Genomic DNA, 16,317 nt, shown 5'->3' with positions numbered 1-16,317 from the left:
CATGGACGACCATGGTGCCACGTTTCATGGCGGGACGGCCCGCCATTGCCGAGAGTATCTCACATGTTTAACAAGGTCTTAATCGCCAACCGTGGAGCGATCGCCTGTCGTATTCAACGCACGCTGCGCGAACTTGCGGTGGGCAATGTGGCGGTGTACGCCGACGCGGACAGTGCCAGCCTGCATGTGCAGCATGCCGATATTGCCGTGTTATTGGGTGAGGGTCCGGCGACGCACACCTATCTGGCAGTCGATAAAATACTGCGTGCCGCGCGTCAAAGCGGTGCCGAGGCTATTCATCCCGGCTACGGTTTTCTGTCGGAAAATGCCGCGTTTGCCCAAGCCTGTGAGCGGGAAGGGTTCGCGTTTATCGGGCCGACGCCCGAACAACTGCGTCTGTTCGGCCTGAAGCATACGGCACGGGCATTGGCGAAGGAGCGCGGGCTGCCACTGCTGGAAGGTTCTGCGCTGCTGGCGGATATCGATGAGGCGCTGTCTGCCGCACAGGCGGTGGGCTATCCGGTGATGCTGAAAAGCACCGCGGGCGGTGGCGGTATCGGCATGCGCGTGTGTCACGGCGAGGCGGAATTACGCGATGCCTACGACAGCGTGCGGCGTCTTGGGCAGAACAACTTCGGCGATGCCGGGGTGTTTGTCGAAAAATACATTGCGCGCGCGCGTCATCTGGAAGTGCAGTTGTTCGGCGATGGATGCGGCGACGTGCTGGCGTTGGGCGTGCGCGATTGCTCGGTTCAACGGCGTAATCAAAAAGTGCTGGAGGAAACGCCCGCCCCCAATCTCCCCGAAGGCATGGAGGCCGAACTGTGCGCGGCGGCCATTCGTCTGGCGCAGGCGGTCAATTATCGCAGCGCCGGAACGGTGGAGTTTGTGTATGACAACGACGCACAGCGTTTCTATTTCCTCGAGGTAAACACACGGTTACAAGTGGAACACGGCGTGACAGAGCAGGTCTGGGGCGTCGATCTGGTGCGCTGGATGGTACAACTGGCGGCGGGCGATTTACCGCCGCTGGCAACCTTGGCGCGCACGCTGCAACCGCGTGGGCATGCGATTCAGGCACGCCTCTATGCCGAAGATCCCGGTCGTGATTTTCAGCCCTGTCCGGGGTTGCTGACGGCGGTGGCCTTTCCGTCCACGCCGGATAACGCGTTGCGTATCGATACCTGGATTGAGAGCGGCTGTGAAATACCGCCCTATTTTGACCCGATGCTGGCGAAAGTGATTGGCTGGGGCGAAACGCGCGACGCGGCGCGGGCAACGCTTGATGGCGCACTGGCGCAAACGACGCTGTACGGCGTGGAAACTAACCGGGGTTACCTGCGCCAGATTCTGGCCGATGTGCCCTTTGCGTCGGGCAACCCGTGGACGCGCTGTCTGGAGGGGTTGGCCTATCAGGCTACCACGGTGGAGGTGCTGAGTGCCGGGACGCAAACCAGCGTGCAGGACTATCCCGGCCGTTTGGGCTACTGGGCGGTAGGCATCCCGCCTTCCGGCCCGATGGACGATCGCGCGCTGCGCCTTGGCAATCAGTTGCTGGGCAATCCGACAGACGCGGCAGCGCTGGAGGTGACCATGACCGGTCCGGCGCTGCGTTTCAATTGCGATGCGGTCGCCGTGGTGACGGGGGCTGCGTTGCCGGTTACCCTCGATGGCGTTGAGCAGCCGATGCATGCGCTGTTGTTTATTCCGGCCGGAGCAACCTTGACGCTGGGCTCCATCGCGGGCGCCGGCGCGCGCAGTTATCTCTGTCTGCGCGGCGGCATTCAGGTGCCGGATTATCTGGGCAGCAAAAGCACCTTCACGCTGGGGCAGTTCGGTGGGCACGGGGGACGTGCGCTGCGTGGCGGCGATGTGCTGCACCTTGAGCCGCTTCAAGACCGCAGCGCGGATGCCCGTTTGTCGCCGGATGTGTTGCCTGACTTAGCGCCGGTGCGTACCTTGCGGGTGATCTATGGGCCGCACGGCGCGCCGGAGTATTTTACGCCGCAAGATATCGACACCTTCTTCGCTACCGACTGGGAAGTGCATTTCAACTCCAGCCGCACCGGCGTGCGGCTGATTGGTCCGAAACCGTGCTGGGCGCGCGACAGCGGCGGTGAAGCGGGGCTGCATCCCTCCAATATTCACGATAACCCCTACGCCATTGGTGCCGTGGATTTTACCGGCGATATGCCGGTGATACTGGGACCGGATGGCCCGAGTCTGGGGGGCTTTGTCTGCCCGGTGACGGTGATCGAGGCGGATTTGTGGCAGATAGGCCAACTTAAAGCGGGCGACAAGGTGCGCTTTGTTCCGGTCTCCGTGAGCACCGCGCGTTCGCTGGCACAGGCGCGAACCACAGCGCTGATGCAGTTACAGCCTGAGGCGATTGAGTGGCAGCCCGAACCGTTGGCTTCTCCTATCGTACTCAATCAGGGAGAAGGCGCGCAGCGTTTGGTGGCGCGACTGAGCGGCGACACCAACCTGTTGCTGGAGTTTGGCGAGCCGGAGCTGGATCTGCGGTTACGCTTTCGCGGCCATGTGTTGATGCAGCGTTTGCAGGCCGCGCAGATCGCCGGGGTTATCGACCTGACGCCGGGCATTCGTTCGCTTCAGATTCACTACCAGCCCGAGCGCGTTTCACTGAGCACGCTGCTCACGCAGGTGCAACAAGACTGGCAGCAGGTCCTGGCGACGCAGGATTTACGGGTGCCTTCGCGTATCGTGTATCTGCCGATCTCCTGGGACGATCCCGCCTGCCAGACCGCCATCCAGAAATACATGACCACGGTGCGTAAAGACGCGCCCTGGTGCCCGAGCAATCTGGAATTTATCCGACGCATCAACGATCTGCCTGATATCGATGCGGTGTATGACACCGTGTTTAAGGCCAGTTATCTGGTAATGGGGCTGGGAGATGTGTATCTGGGCGCGCCGGTGGCGACGCCGCTCGATCCTCGTCATCGGCTGGTCACCACCAAATATAACCCGGCGCGCACCTGGACGGCGGAGAACTCGGTGGGGATTGGCGGGGCCTATCTCTGTGTTTACGGCATGGAAGGGCCGGGCGGTTACCAACTGATTGGGCGCACCTTGCAGATGTGGAACCGCTATCGCCAGATTGAGGCCTTCCACGGTAAACCCTGGCTGCTACGTTTCTTCGATCAGATTCGTTTTTATCCTGTCTCGTCTGAAGAGCTGGCGCAAATTCGTCGGGATTTTCCGCTGGGGCGCTACCCGCTGCGGATAGAGCAGCATGAACTGGTGCTGGCGGATTATCAGGCCTTTCTGGAGCGGGAACACGACAGCATTGAGGCTTTTCGTCTACAGCAGCGCGCGGCCTTTAACGCTGAACGCGAACGTTGGATAGCGGCCGGGCTGGATCACTCGGAAACGGACGATGCCGTGGCGCACGCGCCGGAAAGGCAAGCGTTGCTGCCGGGGCAAACCGCGGTGGAAAGCCCGATAGCGGGGAATCTGTGGCAGGTACTGGTTGAGGCCGGGCAGCGCATCGCAGCAGGTGAGGTGCTGGTGGTGCTGGAATCGATGAAGATGGAGATTCCGGTAAAAGCGCCCTGTGACGGCGTAGTGCGGGTGCTGGATGTCCAGCCGGGCTCACCGGTGCGGGCAGGGCAGTGTTTGATGGTGATGGAGAAGGAGTAACCGTGATGCAAACTTCGTTCGATTTACGTCTGTCGACGCTGCGCGCCGCCTATCAGGCGGGAAAGTTAACGCCGCGCCAGCTGTGCCACCGGCTGCGCACACGTGCGCTGACGCTGAATGCTGATTATGCGCTTTATATTCATCTGTTTAGCGAAGCGGAGCTGGAGCCCTATCTCGCTGCATTGGACGGGAAATCGCCGGATGCGCTGCCGCTGTACGGCATTCCGTTCGCCATCAAAGACAACATTGATATTGCTGGCATCGCCACCACGGCGGCCTGCCCGGCCTTTGCCTATGTGCCAGAACGTAGCGCCACGCTGGTTGAACAACTGATTGCGCTGGGTGCGGTGCCGGTCGGCAAAACCAATCTCGATCAGTTCGCCACCGGGCTGAATGGCACCCGTTCACCCTACGGCGCGTGCCGCAACAGCGTCCATCCTGATTATCCGGCGGGAGGCTCCAGCGCAGGATCGGCGCTGGCGGTGGCACTCGGCGTTGCCAGCTTTGCGCTGGGCACCGATACCGCAGGCAGTGGCCGCGTGCCCGCCGCGCTCAATAATCTGGTGGGGCTGAAGGCCAGCAAAGGGCTGCTCTCGGCGGCAGGCGTGGTGCCTGCCTGTCGCACGCTGGACTGCGTGACGTTCTTCACCACCAGTGCGGAAGAGGCCAGTCAGCTGCTGTCGTTAACGGCCCGCTACGATGTGTTAGATGACTATTCCCGCCGTAATCCCCAGTGGAACAACGGTGCGGCCTTTGGTAAACCGCGCACGGGTTTTCGCTTTGGCGTGCCGCAACAGCTGGAATTTTTCGGCTGCGCGGAGAGCCCTGTGCTGTTCGCCGCCGCCAAAGCGCGCTTGATGGCTCTGGGTGGCGTTGCGGTTGAGATTGATTTCACGCCGTTTTTGGCCGCAGCGCGCTTGCTGTATGAAGGGCCGTGGGTGGCGGAACGCTATATCACGGCGCAAACGCTGTTGGAAACCGAGCCCGACGCCGTGTTGCCGGTGATTCGTAATGTGCTGGCCAGCGCGCCACACTACAGCGCGGTGAATACCTTCCGCGCGCAATACCGCGTGCAGCAGCTCAAAGCGCAATGTGACGCGATCGTGGACGGTCTGGACTGCGTATTGACGCCTGCCTACCCGAGAGCCGTGACGCTGGCGGAACTGGCCGAGGAGCCGGTGAAGCGTAACAGCGATTTGGGCTATTACACTAACTTCATGAATATGCTGGATTATGCGGCAGTGGCGGTGCCCGCCGGGCAGATGCAAAACGGGCTGCCATGGGGCATCACGCTGTTCGGTCGCGCCTTTACCGATCAGTACCTTCTGAGTCTGGCCGATGCTCTGCAACGCCAGCAGGGGGCCGCGTTGGTGGGCGGTGCCGGTTTAACCACCGCAGCCCCGGTGCGCGTAGCCACTCACGATCGCCAGCGGCTGGTAGTCTGTGGGGCGCACCTTTCCGGGCAGCCGCTCAATCACCAGCTTACTGACCGGGGAGGACGCTGTGTGCAATGCACGCAGAGCGCGCCGGATTATCGACTGTATGCGTTGGCGGGCGGTCCGCCGCTGCGCCCCGGCATGGTCAGAGCCCGTGACGGCGGTGCGGCCATCGAGGTTGAAGTATGGGAATTGCCCAGTGCGGAAGTGGGGTCGTTTCTGGCGGGCATCCCGGCCCCATTGGGGTTAGGGCAGGTGCAATTGGCCGATGGGCAGTGGTGCACCGGCTTTATCTGTGGCGCAGAGGGGCTGGAAGGCGCTCGCGATATCACCGCGTTCGGCGGCTGGCGCGCCTTTCTGGCATCGTTGCATCAGGGATGATTTGAGGCCAGGGACACCCCTGGCCCTTTCATCACAGAATATCGTCGACTACGCCGCCATCAACGCGCAGCGCCGCGCCCGAAGTGGCAGACGCCTGCTGCGAACAGATATAGACCACCATGTTGGCGACCTCTTCCACGCTGGCAGCGCGCTGGATAACCGAACTGGGGCGATGCGCCATCACGAATTCCCGCGCCAGTACCTCAAGGGATTTACCGGTGCGCGCCACGTCGTCTTGCATCATGGTGGCGAAGCCGTCGGAAATCGTAGGACCCGGCAGCACGCTGTTCACCGTCACGCCAGAGCCCGCGACCCGTTTTGCCAACCCGCGCGCCAGCGCCAACTGCGCCGTTTTCGATACGCCGTAGTGGATCATGTCGGCAGGGATGTTGCGCGCGGATTCGGAGGAGATAAACACCACCCGTCCCCACTGTTTCGCCACCATGCCCGGCAGGAAAGCGCGTGACAAGCGAACGCCCGACATCACGTTGGTTTGCCAGTAGTCTTCCCACACCGCATCATCGGTGTCATAGAAATCACGCGGACCATAAATACCGGCGTTATTCACCAGAATATCCACGAACGGCACCTGATCCAGCAGCGCCGTTACCCCTTCGGCACTGCCGAGATCGGCCACCGCACCGCGAAGACGAGCCTGCGGGAACTGCTGTTGCAAACGGGACAGCGCTGCGTCTACCGATGAACTGCTGCGGCCATTCACGATCACCTCGGCATGGCTTTCCGCCAACCCTGCTGCAATCGCATACCCAATGCCGCCGCTGGACGCGGTGACCAACGCCGTTTTTCCTGACAGATCAATATTCATACAGAAACCTTCCTCCGAGGAATGGACGCCGTGCCTTGCGCGGCGTTAGCGACGACCAAAACCTGGCCGCCAACCGGAAACCGTTCCCCATTGTAGGCCACTCTGTTTTCTTTTTTTATCCCCACGCAGGCGAAAGACCTTTGCTAAAACGTTGATAATCCCCCCCTCAGCCAGGGGGAAGGCGCTATAGTCATAAGATTCGCTTACTTGTGTTTTTGTGAGCGATGTTTCATTTTAGGACGATGAAAGCGCGCGAACGGGGCTGTCGCTCACTCGCTGGGGAATAAAATGTCAGTAAAAGATTGGCTGTTGGCGCTGTGTGTGGTGGTTGCCTGGGGCGTTAATTTTGTGGTTATCAAGGTCGGGTTGCAGGGGATGCCGCCGTTTTTACTGGCGGGGCTTCGTTTTACACTGGTGGCGCTGCCTGCCGTCTTTTTTGTGCCGCGCCCCCGCTTGCCGCTGCGCTGGTTGGTCGCCTATGGCATGACCATCAGTTTCGGCCAGTTTGCCTTTCTGTTTCTGGCGATAAAACTGGGTATGCCAGCGGGCATTGCCTCGCTGGTGCTGCAAGCACAAGGGTTTTTCACCCTGCTGCTGGGGGCGCTGCTGCTGGGTGAGGCGCTGCGTTGGAACCATTTCCTCGGCATTGCCATTGCTACGCTAGGCATGTTTGTGCTGGCGGAAGGCGGCATGCTGAACCAGACCACCACCGGGTTGACGCTGCTCACGATGCTGCTGACGTTGGGCGGCGCGCTCTCCTGGGCGTTCGGCAATATCAGCAATAAAGTCATCATGAGCCGCCACGGTGCGGGTTTGAATGTGATGTCGCTAGTGGTGTGGAGTGCGCTGGTGCCGATTGGGCCATTCTTCCTCTGCTCCTGGCTGTTCGACGGTCAGGCGGCGATCGTTGCCAGCCTGACCAACGTGCGTATGAGCACGGTGCTGGCGCTCGGTTATCTGGCGTTTGTTGCCACCATCATGGGATTTGGTATCTGGAGCAGCCTGTTGGGGCGCTATGAAACCTGGCGCGTTGCTCCCTTGACGCTGTTGGTGCCGGTGTTTGGCATGCTGAGCGCTGCGCTGTTTCTTGATGAACACCTGACGCTGCTGCAGGTGGCTGGTGCGCTGCTGATCATGGTGGGATTGCTGGTCAATGTGTTTGGTGGGCGCCTTGCCGTGCTGGCGCGGACGCGTAGTGCATCTTAACCAAACCTCATCACACCCTGTTGTTATGCCGCTTTTCTGCAATCTGATACCGGTGGGAAGACCGTAAAATTGCAGCAAAACGGCAATGTCTCTCGCTCCGTCTCACAGCAATGTATGAATAGTTTAAAAAGGATTTAATCTATGCATGCGGCTTCATGTTCTGCTCGCTCTTGTGCCAATGCGCCCTTGCCAGCGCCTGCCGATGCAGGTCATCACGAGTTATGGTTTGATGCATGGGAGCAACGGTGCGTTGAGGACATCTGGTTCGATGCGCGCGATGGCTCGCTGCCGGATACACGCCCACCGGCACAAAAAGCGGAGCATCTGGTGCCCTTTACCGAAGACTGTCGGCGCGCTATCAAACAGACGATCCAGTATCTTGGTGATATGAAGCAGAATGCGCTTATTGCTACGGGATTGGCGCGACTATTGCCCGGCTTGCCGCTCGGGGTTATCGCAGTAGCCCACAGCCTGTATATTTCGGTCACCGAGAAAAGGGATATCGATCTGGCATTGCTCAATACGCTGGGGATGGTCGCGGTTGATATGCTCAGTGAAGGGAATGTGATTGCCCATTTGGCGGATTTCATTAAGCAAACGCTGCTCGACTACACCGGAATATCTTATTTTTCCCAGTTTCTGTCTCACGATCATCATCCTGCTTCTCATGCCATTTACCTGGCGCTTGGGCTTTTGGCAATTTCCACCCGATTTTGGATGATACAAGAACCGTCGCCTCAGCGCAGTCTGCTGCGCGTCCCGGTCTTTTTTGCCAATCTGTTAATCCGGATTGATGCTTACTGGCATCAGCTTTCACGCATGGCGCAAAATGCGGACAAAATCGCCCATCTTCGACTGGAAAGCCTTCCCCTGCGCTCATCTGCGGTGAAAATTGCCAACAGTGAGGCTGTTCTTCCTGTGGTGGCGGGGGCGGTTGTCACAACGGCGCTGTCTACTCGGCGTGCAGCGGTGCGCAACAACGTGATTATCGGTGCGGTTGGCAGCGCAGTAAGTACGGTATTACTGGGAGGCGCTAAGCTTATCTATCATGCCTGCCTTACGCGTGGAGGTGCTTCCACGCCACAACCCGAAGCGACCCGAGAGCTGCACCGGCGTGAACGGGCTATCCCTTTAGCCCCTCACGCTGCGATAAAATCCTGCCATGAAATCAACCTGAAAACGCTTTCCCCTGCCGGGCTGCGCGGATTCAAACTGGTTAGCGATATGCACGGCGGCGGCATGCAGCCCGCTACCTACCGTCAGTTGCATGCCTGCCTGCTGGCCTATTTTGAGTCGGTTAACGGTATCAATAGCCTGATATTGGATATTCCCAAGGTGAGTGATAGCTGCAATGCGCTAAACCTGTTTCTGAAACGTAAAATGCCTGCCCACAACGCCAGGGTGCGTTTCTCTATACGCGTAAATGCCTATTACCCGGAAATCCACTTTTTTACCTTAACCGATGGGGAAGGTCATACTTCGCTGGCACTCGGCAGAGTGAATAACGTGTACTTTGTGGATATCCATGAGGGGGGCGAAAAGGTTCGATTAACCGATACCACATTGCCACTGGATGTGATGCGCTTTATCAACATGGATGTGGTGGTCCGCCAGCATGAAAGCGGTTGGCGGGTCGATATCAAAAGGTATGGCAGGTTAATTTTCTCCCGGGTGCTTCAGCAAAAACCGAGATTTGCCTCGCTGGGCATTGGCAGTCATATGCCGCTCGAGGAATACCGCAGAACGATTGAAATTCGTGCCTTGCAGGTAAAAGCGCTGCCGCCGGTACACTGAATGTGACGCTGCGTGCCTGACGCTGTTTTTCTCCCCAACCGCTTAGCGTGTAATTCTAACCGCTTAATACGCTATGCCACCGTCGATACAAATTGGTTCTGCGCGCTCGCTCGCATTACCGTATCGTCGCGCCATCACCACACCCCACACAGTCAACGATTCCTGCCTTGTCCAACATGGACGCCAACGGCGTGGTGGACGCTCGATATTGTTCGATAAAGATTAAAAAACAGACCATTAAGACTTAATTTGCCTGAAGGATGTCTTATGAAAAGCAGTACCATACTCAAACACATTCCCTGGGTGATGCTTGCCGTCATCGGGGCATCTTGCCTTGGCGTGGTTGCATTGCGCCGTGGCGAACACGTGAGCGCACTGTGGATTATCGTCGCTTCCGTGTCCGTCTATCTGGTGGCTTACCGCTACTACAGTCTCTATATTGCACAGAAAGTCATGCAGTTGGACCCGAGCCGCGCTACGCCAGCGGTGGTTAACAACGATGGCCTGAACTATGTGCCTACCAACCGTAACGTGCTGTTCGGTCACCACTTTGCGGCCATCGCAGGCGCAGGTCCGCTGGTAGGGCCGGTGCTGGCAGCGCAGGTCGGCTACCTGCCGGGCACGCTGTGGCTGCTGGCGGGTGTGGTGCTGGCCGGTGCTGTGCAGGATTTCATGGTGCTGTTCCTCTCCGTTCGTCGTAACGGCGCATCGCTGGGTGAAATCGTCAAGAAAGAGCTGGGTCCGGTTCCGGGCACCATCGCGCTGTTCGGCTGCTTCCTTATCATGATCATCATCCTGGCGGTGTTGGCGCTGATCGTGGTGAAAGCGCTGGCAGAAAGCCCGTGGGGCGTGTTCACCGTATGTTCTACGGTGCCGATCGCGCTGTTTATGGGTATCTACATGCGCTACCTGCGCCCAGGGCGCGTAGCGGAAGTGTCCGTGATCGGTATCGTGCTGCTGGTGATGGCTATCTGGTTTGGCGGCGTGGTAGCTCACGACCCGTACTGGGGCCCGGCGCTGACCTTTAAAGACACCACCATTACCTTTACCCTGGTGGGTTATGCCTTTGTTTCCGCTCTGCTGCCAGTATGGTTGATTCTGGCACCGCGCGACTACCTGGCAACGTTCCTGAAAATCGGCGTTATCGTTGGTCTGGCTATCGGTATCGTGATCCTGAACCCGGATCTGAAAATGCCTGCGGTGACGCAGTTCGTTGACGGCACCGGTCCGGTATGGAAAGGCACCCTGTTCCCGTTCCTGTTCATCACTATCGCCTGTGGTGCGGTGTCTGGTTTCCATGCCCTGATTGCTTCCGGTACTACACCGAAACTGCTGGCGAATGAAAACGACGCGCGCTTTATCGGTTACGGCGCAATGCTGATGGAATCCTTTGTGGCGGTGATGGCACTGGTGGCAGCGTCCATCATTGAGCCGGGCCTCTACTTTGCCATGAACACCCCGCCGGCGGCGTTGGGCATCACCATGCCGAACCTGCACCAGTTGGGTACGGCAGATGCGCCGATGATCATGGCGCAGTTGCAAGACGTCTCTGCGCACGCGGCAGCGACCGTTAGCTCCTGGGGCTTCGTTATCTCTCCTGAGCAGATCATGCAAACGGCGAAAGATATCGGCGAACCGTCGATTCTGAACCGCGCAGGCGGTGCACCGACGCTGGCTGTGGGTATTGCGCACGTGTTCCACCAGATTATTCCTGGTGCCAACATGGGCTTCTGGTATCACTTCGGTATCCTGTTCGAAGCGCTGTTTATCCTGACCGCGTTGGACGCAGGCACCCGTTCTGGCCGCTTCATGCTGCAAGACCTGTTGGGTAACTTCGTACCGTTCCTGAAGAAAACCGATTCACTGGTGGCGGGTATCATCGGTACCGCAGGTTGCGTGGGTCTGTGGGGCTACCTGCTGTATCAAGGCGTGGTCGATCCGCTGGGCGGCGTGAAGAGCCTGTGGCCGCTGTTCGGTATCTCTAACCAGATGCTGGCCGCTGTGGCGCTGGTGCTGGGTACGGTAGTGCTGATCAAGATGAAACGCGCGCAATACATTTGGGTCACCGTGGTGCCTGCTGTGTGGTTGCTGATCTGCACCACCTGGGCGCTGGGCCTGAAACTGTTCAGCGACAACCCGCAGTTGGAAGGCTTCTTCTACATGGCTAACATGTTTAAACAGAAGATTGCCGAGGGCGGTGCTGACCTGAGTGCACAGCAGATTGCCAACATGAACCACATCGTTATCAACAACTACACCAACGCGGGCCTGAGCATCCTGTTCCTGTTCGTGGTGTACAGCATCATTGCCTACGGTGTGAAAGTGGCGATTGAAGCGCGTCAGGAAGATAAGCGTACCGATGGCGAAACCGATTATATCCCGGTTCCGGCAGGCGGCGTGAAGATCTCTAACGGTCACTGATAGGCTGATTCCCGCCGCAGATTGCGGCGGGAAAGATGACGAGTCGCCATACCCCGTATAAGATATATACGGGGTAGTTTTTTTAGGAGACCAGCTATGTTTGGCAACCTTGGCAAAGCGGGAAAGTATTTGGGACAGGCAGCGCGCATGCTGATTGGGATTCCGGACTATGAAACCTATGTTCAGCACATGCAGACCAACCATCCCGATCAACCACCGATGACCTACGAAGAGTTCTTCCGTGAGCGGCAGCAAGCTCGCTACGGCGGCGATGGCAAAGGCGGCATGCGCTGCTGTTAACCTCGTCCAGCACAGGAAGAGAACGCATTATTATCAGGAGCCGCGATGACGCAGCCGATTCATGTCACCATTCTGTCCGGGTTTCTTGGGGCAGGCAAAACCACGCTACTCCGGCATATTCTCAATGCCGACCATGGTTATAAAATTGCCGTTATTGAGAATGAGTTCGGCGAGGTGCCGATTGATGATGCGCTGATTGGCGAACGTGCCAGCACCATTACCACGCTCAGCAACGGTTGTATCTGCTGCACCCGCGCCAATGAGTTGGCGGATGCGCTGCTCGATCTGGTGGACGGTATCGATAAAGGCGCACTGGATTTCGATCACGTGGTGATTGAGTGCACTGGCATGGCCGACCCCGGCCCGATCGCCCAAACCTTCTTCTCCAATGAGCTGATTTGCGAACGCTTTATGCTGGACGGCATCATCACGCTGGTGGATGCGGTGCACGCGCAGCAACAGCTCGATCAGTTCACTATCGCCCAATCGCAAATTGGTTACGCCGATCGCATCTTGCTGACCAAAACCGACGTGGCAGGTCAGGATGACGCCCTGCTACAGCGCTTGCAGCGTATCAATGCGCGCGCGCCGATTTATACCGTGGTCAACGGCGAGATCGATCTCAGCCTGTTGTTCAACGTCGATGGCTTTATGCTTAACGACACACTGACGGTGAAAGCGCCGCTGTTCCGTTTCGTGGCACCGCAGCAGAACAACGTGGAGTCAATCGTGGTGGAACTGGATCACGCGGTGGATTTTGCGGCGTTATCGGATGCGATGGAAGGCTTCTTGCTCAAATATGCCGATAACCTGCTGCGTTACAAAGGCATTCTCGCCATCAACGGTGACGATCGCCGTCTGCTGTTTCAGGGCGTGCAGCGCCTGTACAGCGCGGATTGGGACCGAGAGTGGCTGCCGGAAGAAACGCGCGGTTGCATCATGGTCTTTATCGGGCTGGAATTGCCCGAGCAGGAAATTCGTGACGGCTTTGCCCGTCTGATGTGACTTATCATCAACACACCGCCTCCCCACTGATTGCGAGAGGCGGGTGTTGAATACGCTAGGCCGCACTGGCCTCCTGCGCAGGTTCGTTATGCAAGCGCTGACGCTGGCGCAGTGACGGGAACCATTTCATCCACAGTGCCACTACCAACAGCGTGCCAATGCCGCCAAGCGCCGCTGCGGGCACTGCACCCAACCACGCCGCCAGCAGACCGGATTCAAACTCGCCCAGTTGATTCGACGTATTGATAAAAATGGAATTGACCGCACTCACGCGACCGCGCATGTCGTCTGGGGTATCAAGCTGCACCAGTGAGGCGCGAATCACCATGCTCACCATATCAAATGCTCCGAGGGCAAACAGCGCCAGTAACGACAGCCACAGTTGAGTGGACAGGGCAAACACCAGCGTCGCGACACCAAAACCAGCCACGGAGGCGAACATAATCTTGCCTACGTTACGTTCCATCGCATGGCGGGTGAGCCAAAAGCCCATCAGCAGCGCCCCAACGGCGGGTGCGCCGCGCAGCAGCCCCAATCCCCACGGACCGGTGTGCAGGATATCCTTGGCAAAGATGGGCAATAGCGCCGTCGCCCCGCCCAGCAATACGGCAAACAGATCGAGAGAAATCACGCCCAACACATCAGGTCGGGCACGGATAAAGCGCACGCCAGCAAACAGTGTGGCGAAACTGGCCGGTACGCGCCGCACTGGCTCTTGCACATAGCGCAGTCGGCTGACCATCAACATGGAGATCAGATACAGCAGCGCGGCGGCGAGATATACGGTGCCTGCGCCCGCCACGTACAGCAGTCCGCCCAGCGCCGGGCCGACCATCATCGCGGCTTGTCCGGCAGCCGAGTTTGCCGCCATGGCGCGCGCCAGCATGTTGGGGGGCACCAATGCAGGCAGCATGGAAAGCATTGCCGGGGCTTCCAGGGTTTTGGCGATGGCAATGAGCAGCACCAGCCCAAGAATGGTTAACTCATCGGGTGGCTGGGTAAAAGCCAGTATCGCCAACAGCGCGATGGCGAACCACTCCACGAACTGGCCGATTAACACGATACGTCGACGGTCAAACTGATCGGCAATATGCCCGGCGGGCAGTGCCAGCAGCACGGAGGGTAAAAACTGCGCCAGACCAATCAGGCCCAGATCGAACGCGCGGCCAGTGACAGAGTAGATTTGCCAGCTCACTACGATGTTGAGCATCTGAAAACCAAACATAGACGCGGTGCGGGCCATCCAAAATGCAACGAAAGAACGTTGACGCAGCAAAGAGTCTGCGCCCGGTGAGGCAAACAAAGCCATGGTGAATCCCGGTGTTAATCCAATACGACTATTCCCCGTTGGCGGGGTTTAGGGGGGAGTGACGTTATTTTTCTTACCATCCATGACTTGGCACAGGCAAGGTATTTTCGTGCTGGTCGAGCACATTGCGCACGGTATGCGTGCAGTATGTTAACTGCGGCCTGTTTCAGACAATTTATCCTACAATCTGCCTTGCTTTTTATACCCACTATACCCACCAAAAACTTGACGCCTTCCTGTTCTGGTGGGTATGATACCCACGATTCGATAACAAAGGGGAATGGATGAAAAGTGAAGAACTCATAAAGAAGTTGAAAAAGGCCGGTTGGGTACACGTCCGCACACGAGGCTCACATCACCTCTTTGAAAAAGAAGGTGAACAAGACCGATAGTGGTGCCTCATCCGACTAAGGATTTAGCGACGGGTACGTTGCACAAAATCCTAAAGCAGTTGGGCGAAAAATAAGTTGTACAGTAGCGTGCGACGCACGCTGCTTTTTAAGAGAGGAAATCGCGTATGAAATATCCAGTTTACTTACACCAGGCCGATAGCGGCACATACTCCGGGTTTGTACCGGACGTGGTGGGATGTTATTTCGCTGGTGACACTATCGACGAGGCGATCGCCGAAGCTCATGTTGCCATTGATGCGTATCTGGAATATCAAAGTGAGAAAGGTCGGGAAGTGCCGATCGCCAAAAATATCAACGATTACAAAGATGATGAAGATTGCCAGGGTGGCATATGGGGTTTCGTTGATATCGATACCACTAAATATGAAGGTAAAGCAATAAAGTTGAACATTACTTTGCCGCAAAATCTTTTAAAACGCATTGATGATTATGTTAGCAGTAACGGTGAGTTTTCCAGCCGCAGCGGATTTATCGCTGAGTTGGCCCGACGTGAATTGTTGAAGCATTCTTAAAATAACATTCCCTTACTCGAATCATTAAAGCCCACAATGTGGGCTTTTTTTTATCATTCATAATGCAGTCCCTCCGGCTTTTAGTACCACTGTCAGTGGCGATTTTACGTGTCTGTCAGGGAGGGGATTAAGAGAGTAGTTACCTGCGCAACAAGTGGTCGTTGGGCTGCGCGAGGTGTTCGTGCATACAGCCCAACGTAGAGCGAACCACCTAACCAGACCCTGGCAGCCTGACGTTTAGCGTGAATTCGCCAGCGCGGTGGTACGTTTCACGGCCGCCAGTACGCTGCGTTGCAGCCCGGCAGCAAAATCGCTGTTATTCAGTTCATACAAGCCGTGCATGCCGACGCCTGCGGGCGAATTGTTGATATCCAGCAGTTGGCGTGGGTGTTTTCCGCTTAAACGTAGCATTTCTACTGCGCCCAGCAGATTTTCCTGCACCACCTTGGTTGCCAGCGGGCGCGGCAACCCTGCCAGCACACCGGCATCGGTCAGCGATTCGATAAAGTAGTAAATATAGTTCGGTCCCGCCACGCCAAAGCCGGTGAAGACATCGATCAGACGCTCCTCCAGATACAGCACTTTGCCGAATGCGGTGAAGAACCCATCAAGCTTTTCAGCCTGCGCATGTTGATTGAGCGTCACGCCGCTATAGCCATAGCCGGTATCGGTCAGCGTATTCGGAATCACGCGGGCGATGGCGCGCGTTTCCCCCAGCAGTGCCGTCAACTGCGCCAGCGTAACCCCGGCCACAATGGAGATAACCGTGCTGTGCGCTGAGGCAAGCTGGTTAATACGCTGCGCCACGGCCGGAATATCATCCTGCGGGCGAACGGCAATCACCACCAAATCTGCGTTCGCCAACGCGCTATCTGACGTTTGGGTCGGCAACGCGTAGGTGTGCGTCAGGGTGGCGACACGCTCGGCATCAATATCTTCAATGCTGAACTGCGCGTCAGTCAGCGCCGGGTTGACCTGTGCGGCGCGGATAATGGCTTCTGCCATTTGTCCCGCACCAATAAAATGAATGTGTGCCATAGCATTTCTCTCG

General features: G+C 57.7%; 13 protein-coding genes. 10 read left to right on the top strand and 3 right to left on the bottom strand.

The features are described 5' to 3' along the window. Nucleotides 1-63 precede the first annotated feature (63 nt). A complete protein-coding gene (gene uca, locus J5069_RS18325; protein WP_264645217.1) occupies nucleotides 64-3,663 on the top strand; it encodes an urea carboxylase in 3,600 nt (1,199 codons plus the stop codon). Between the two features lie 5 nt (nucleotides 3,664-3,668). Then, complete coding sequence (atzF, locus tag J5069_RS18320; protein ID WP_264645216.1) at nucleotides 3,669-5,480, top strand: allophanate hydrolase; 1,812 nt, start codon at nucleotides 3,669-3,671, stop codon at nucleotides 5,478-5,480. A 31-nt stretch (nucleotides 5,481-5,511) separates the two neighbouring features. Here the strand turns inward: atzF and J5069_RS18315 are convergent, their stop codons facing one another. Then, nucleotides 5,512-6,306, bottom strand: a complete 795-nt coding sequence (locus J5069_RS18315; RefSeq protein ID WP_264645215.1) for an SDR family NAD(P)-dependent oxidoreductase — start codon at nucleotides 6,304-6,306, stop codon at nucleotides 5,512-5,514. Between the two features lie 288 nt (nucleotides 6,307-6,594). On the opposite strand from J5069_RS18315, the gene J5069_RS18310 reads away from it, so the two are divergent. The 5 genes from J5069_RS18310 to yjiA all read left to right on the top strand — a co-directional run bounded on the left by J5069_RS18310 (nucleotide 6,595) and on the right by yjiA (nucleotide 13,032). Continuing rightward, a complete protein-coding gene (locus tag J5069_RS18310; protein ID WP_264645214.1) occupies nucleotides 6,595-7,512 on the top strand; it encodes an EamA family transporter in 918 nt (305 codons plus the stop codon). Between the two features lie 141 nt (nucleotides 7,513-7,653). Continuing rightward, complete coding sequence (locus J5069_RS18305) at nucleotides 7,654-9,306, top strand: hypothetical protein (RefSeq protein WP_264645213.1); 1,653 nt, start codon at nucleotides 7,654-7,656, stop codon at nucleotides 9,304-9,306. A 267-nt stretch (nucleotides 9,307-9,573) separates the two neighbouring features. Next, nucleotides 9,574-11,727: a carbon starvation CstA family protein gene (locus J5069_RS18300; protein WP_264645212.1), complete on the top strand. Its 2,154-nt coding sequence runs from the start codon at nucleotides 9,574-9,576 to the stop codon at nucleotides 11,725-11,727. 96 nt (nucleotides 11,728-11,823) lie between these two features. Further along, a complete protein-coding gene (locus tag J5069_RS18295) occupies nucleotides 11,824-12,027 on the top strand; it encodes a YbdD/YjiX family protein (protein WP_195313178.1) in 204 nt (67 codons plus the stop codon). A 45-nt stretch (nucleotides 12,028-12,072) separates the two neighbouring features. After that, complete coding sequence (yjiA, locus tag J5069_RS18290; RefSeq protein ID WP_264645211.1) at nucleotides 12,073-13,032, top strand: GTPase; 960 nt, start codon at nucleotides 12,073-12,075, stop codon at nucleotides 13,030-13,032. A gap of 55 nt (nucleotides 13,033-13,087) precedes the next feature. On the opposite strand, the gene J5069_RS18285 is transcribed toward yjiA, so the two are convergent. Continuing rightward, the gene (locus J5069_RS18285) at nucleotides 13,088-14,341 is read right to left on the bottom strand and encodes an MFS transporter (protein ID WP_264645210.1); all 1,254 of its coding nucleotides are present in this window, start codon (nucleotides 14,339-14,341) and stop codon (nucleotides 13,088-13,090) included. A 284-nt stretch (nucleotides 14,342-14,625) separates the two neighbouring features. Here J5069_RS18285 and J5069_RS24310 point away from each other — a divergent pair, with 284 nt between their 5' ends. From J5069_RS24310 to J5069_RS18275, 3 genes are read left to right on the top strand one after another with little or no spacing between them, the layout of a single operon-like run. After that, on the top strand, nucleotides 14,626-14,733 hold the full coding sequence (locus J5069_RS24310; protein ID WP_413542255.1) for a type II toxin-antitoxin system HicA family toxin: 108 nt from the start codon (nucleotides 14,626-14,628) through the stop codon (nucleotides 14,731-14,733). Continuing rightward, a complete protein-coding gene (locus J5069_RS24305) occupies nucleotides 14,733-14,807 on the top strand; it encodes a type II toxin-antitoxin system HicA family toxin (protein ID WP_413542261.1) in 75 nt (24 codons plus the stop codon). Before J5069_RS24310 ends, J5069_RS24305 begins: the two co-directional genes overlap by 1 nt. A 51-nt stretch (nucleotides 14,808-14,858) precedes the next feature. Further along, entirely contained in the window at nucleotides 14,859-15,266 is a 408-nt protein-coding gene (locus tag J5069_RS18275; RefSeq protein ID WP_264645209.1) for a type II toxin-antitoxin system HicB family antitoxin, read from the top strand. Between the two features lie 237 nt (nucleotides 15,267-15,503). On the opposite strand, the gene J5069_RS18270 is transcribed toward J5069_RS18275, so the two are convergent. Continuing rightward, on the bottom strand, nucleotides 15,504-16,304 hold the full coding sequence (locus J5069_RS18270) for a pyrroline-5-carboxylate reductase family protein (RefSeq protein WP_264645208.1): 801 nt from the start codon (nucleotides 16,302-16,304) through the stop codon (nucleotides 15,504-15,506). Between the last annotated feature and the right edge of the window lie 13 nt (nucleotides 16,305-16,317).

Source organism: Candidatus Symbiopectobacterium sp. NZEC127 (assembly GCF_025962675.1).
Lineage (GTDB): Bacteria > Pseudomonadota > Gammaproteobacteria > Enterobacterales > Enterobacteriaceae > Symbiopectobacterium.
The sequence above is the reverse complement of the archived record's forward strand: the minus strand, read 5'-3'. Positions and strand labels throughout refer to the sequence as shown.

Excerpts from the sequence above, each read along its gene's own strand:
- uca (WP_264645217.1), top strand. The coding sequence starts at position 64 with ATGTTTAACAAGGTCTTAATCGCCAACCGTGGAGCGATCGCCTGTCGT.
- atzF (WP_264645216.1), top strand. The coding sequence starts at position 3,669 with ATGCAAACTTCGTTCGATTTACGTCTGTCGACGCTGCGCGCCGCCTAT.
- J5069_RS18315 (WP_264645215.1), bottom strand. The coding sequence starts at position 6,306 with ATGAATATTGATCTGTCAGGAAAAACGGCGTTGGTCACCGCGTCCAGC.
- J5069_RS18310 (WP_264645214.1), top strand. The coding sequence starts at position 6,595 with ATGTCAGTAAAAGATTGGCTGTTGGCGCTGTGTGTGGTGGTTGCCTGG.
- J5069_RS18305 (WP_264645213.1), top strand. The coding sequence starts at position 7,654 with ATGCATGCGGCTTCATGTTCTGCTCGCTCTTGTGCCAATGCGCCCTTG.
- J5069_RS18300 (WP_264645212.1), top strand. The coding sequence starts at position 9,574 with ATGAAAAGCAGTACCATACTCAAACACATTCCCTGGGTGATGCTTGCC.
- J5069_RS18295 (WP_195313178.1), top strand. The coding sequence starts at position 11,824 with ATGTTTGGCAACCTTGGCAAAGCGGGAAAGTATTTGGGACAGGCAGCG.
- yjiA (WP_264645211.1), top strand. The coding sequence starts at position 12,073 with ATGACGCAGCCGATTCATGTCACCATTCTGTCCGGGTTTCTTGGGGCA.
- J5069_RS18285 (WP_264645210.1), bottom strand. The coding sequence starts at position 14,341 with ATGGCTTTGTTTGCCTCACCGGGCGCAGACTCTTTGCTGCGTCAACGT.
- J5069_RS24310 (WP_413542255.1), top strand. The coding sequence starts at position 14,626 with ATGAAAAGTGAAGAACTCATAAAGAAGTTGAAAAAGGCCGGTTGGGTA.
- J5069_RS18275 (WP_264645209.1), top strand. The coding sequence starts at position 14,859 with ATGAAATATCCAGTTTACTTACACCAGGCCGATAGCGGCACATACTCC.
- J5069_RS18270 (WP_264645208.1), bottom strand. The coding sequence starts at position 16,304 with ATGGCACACATTCATTTTATTGGTGCGGGACAAATGGCAGAAGCCATT.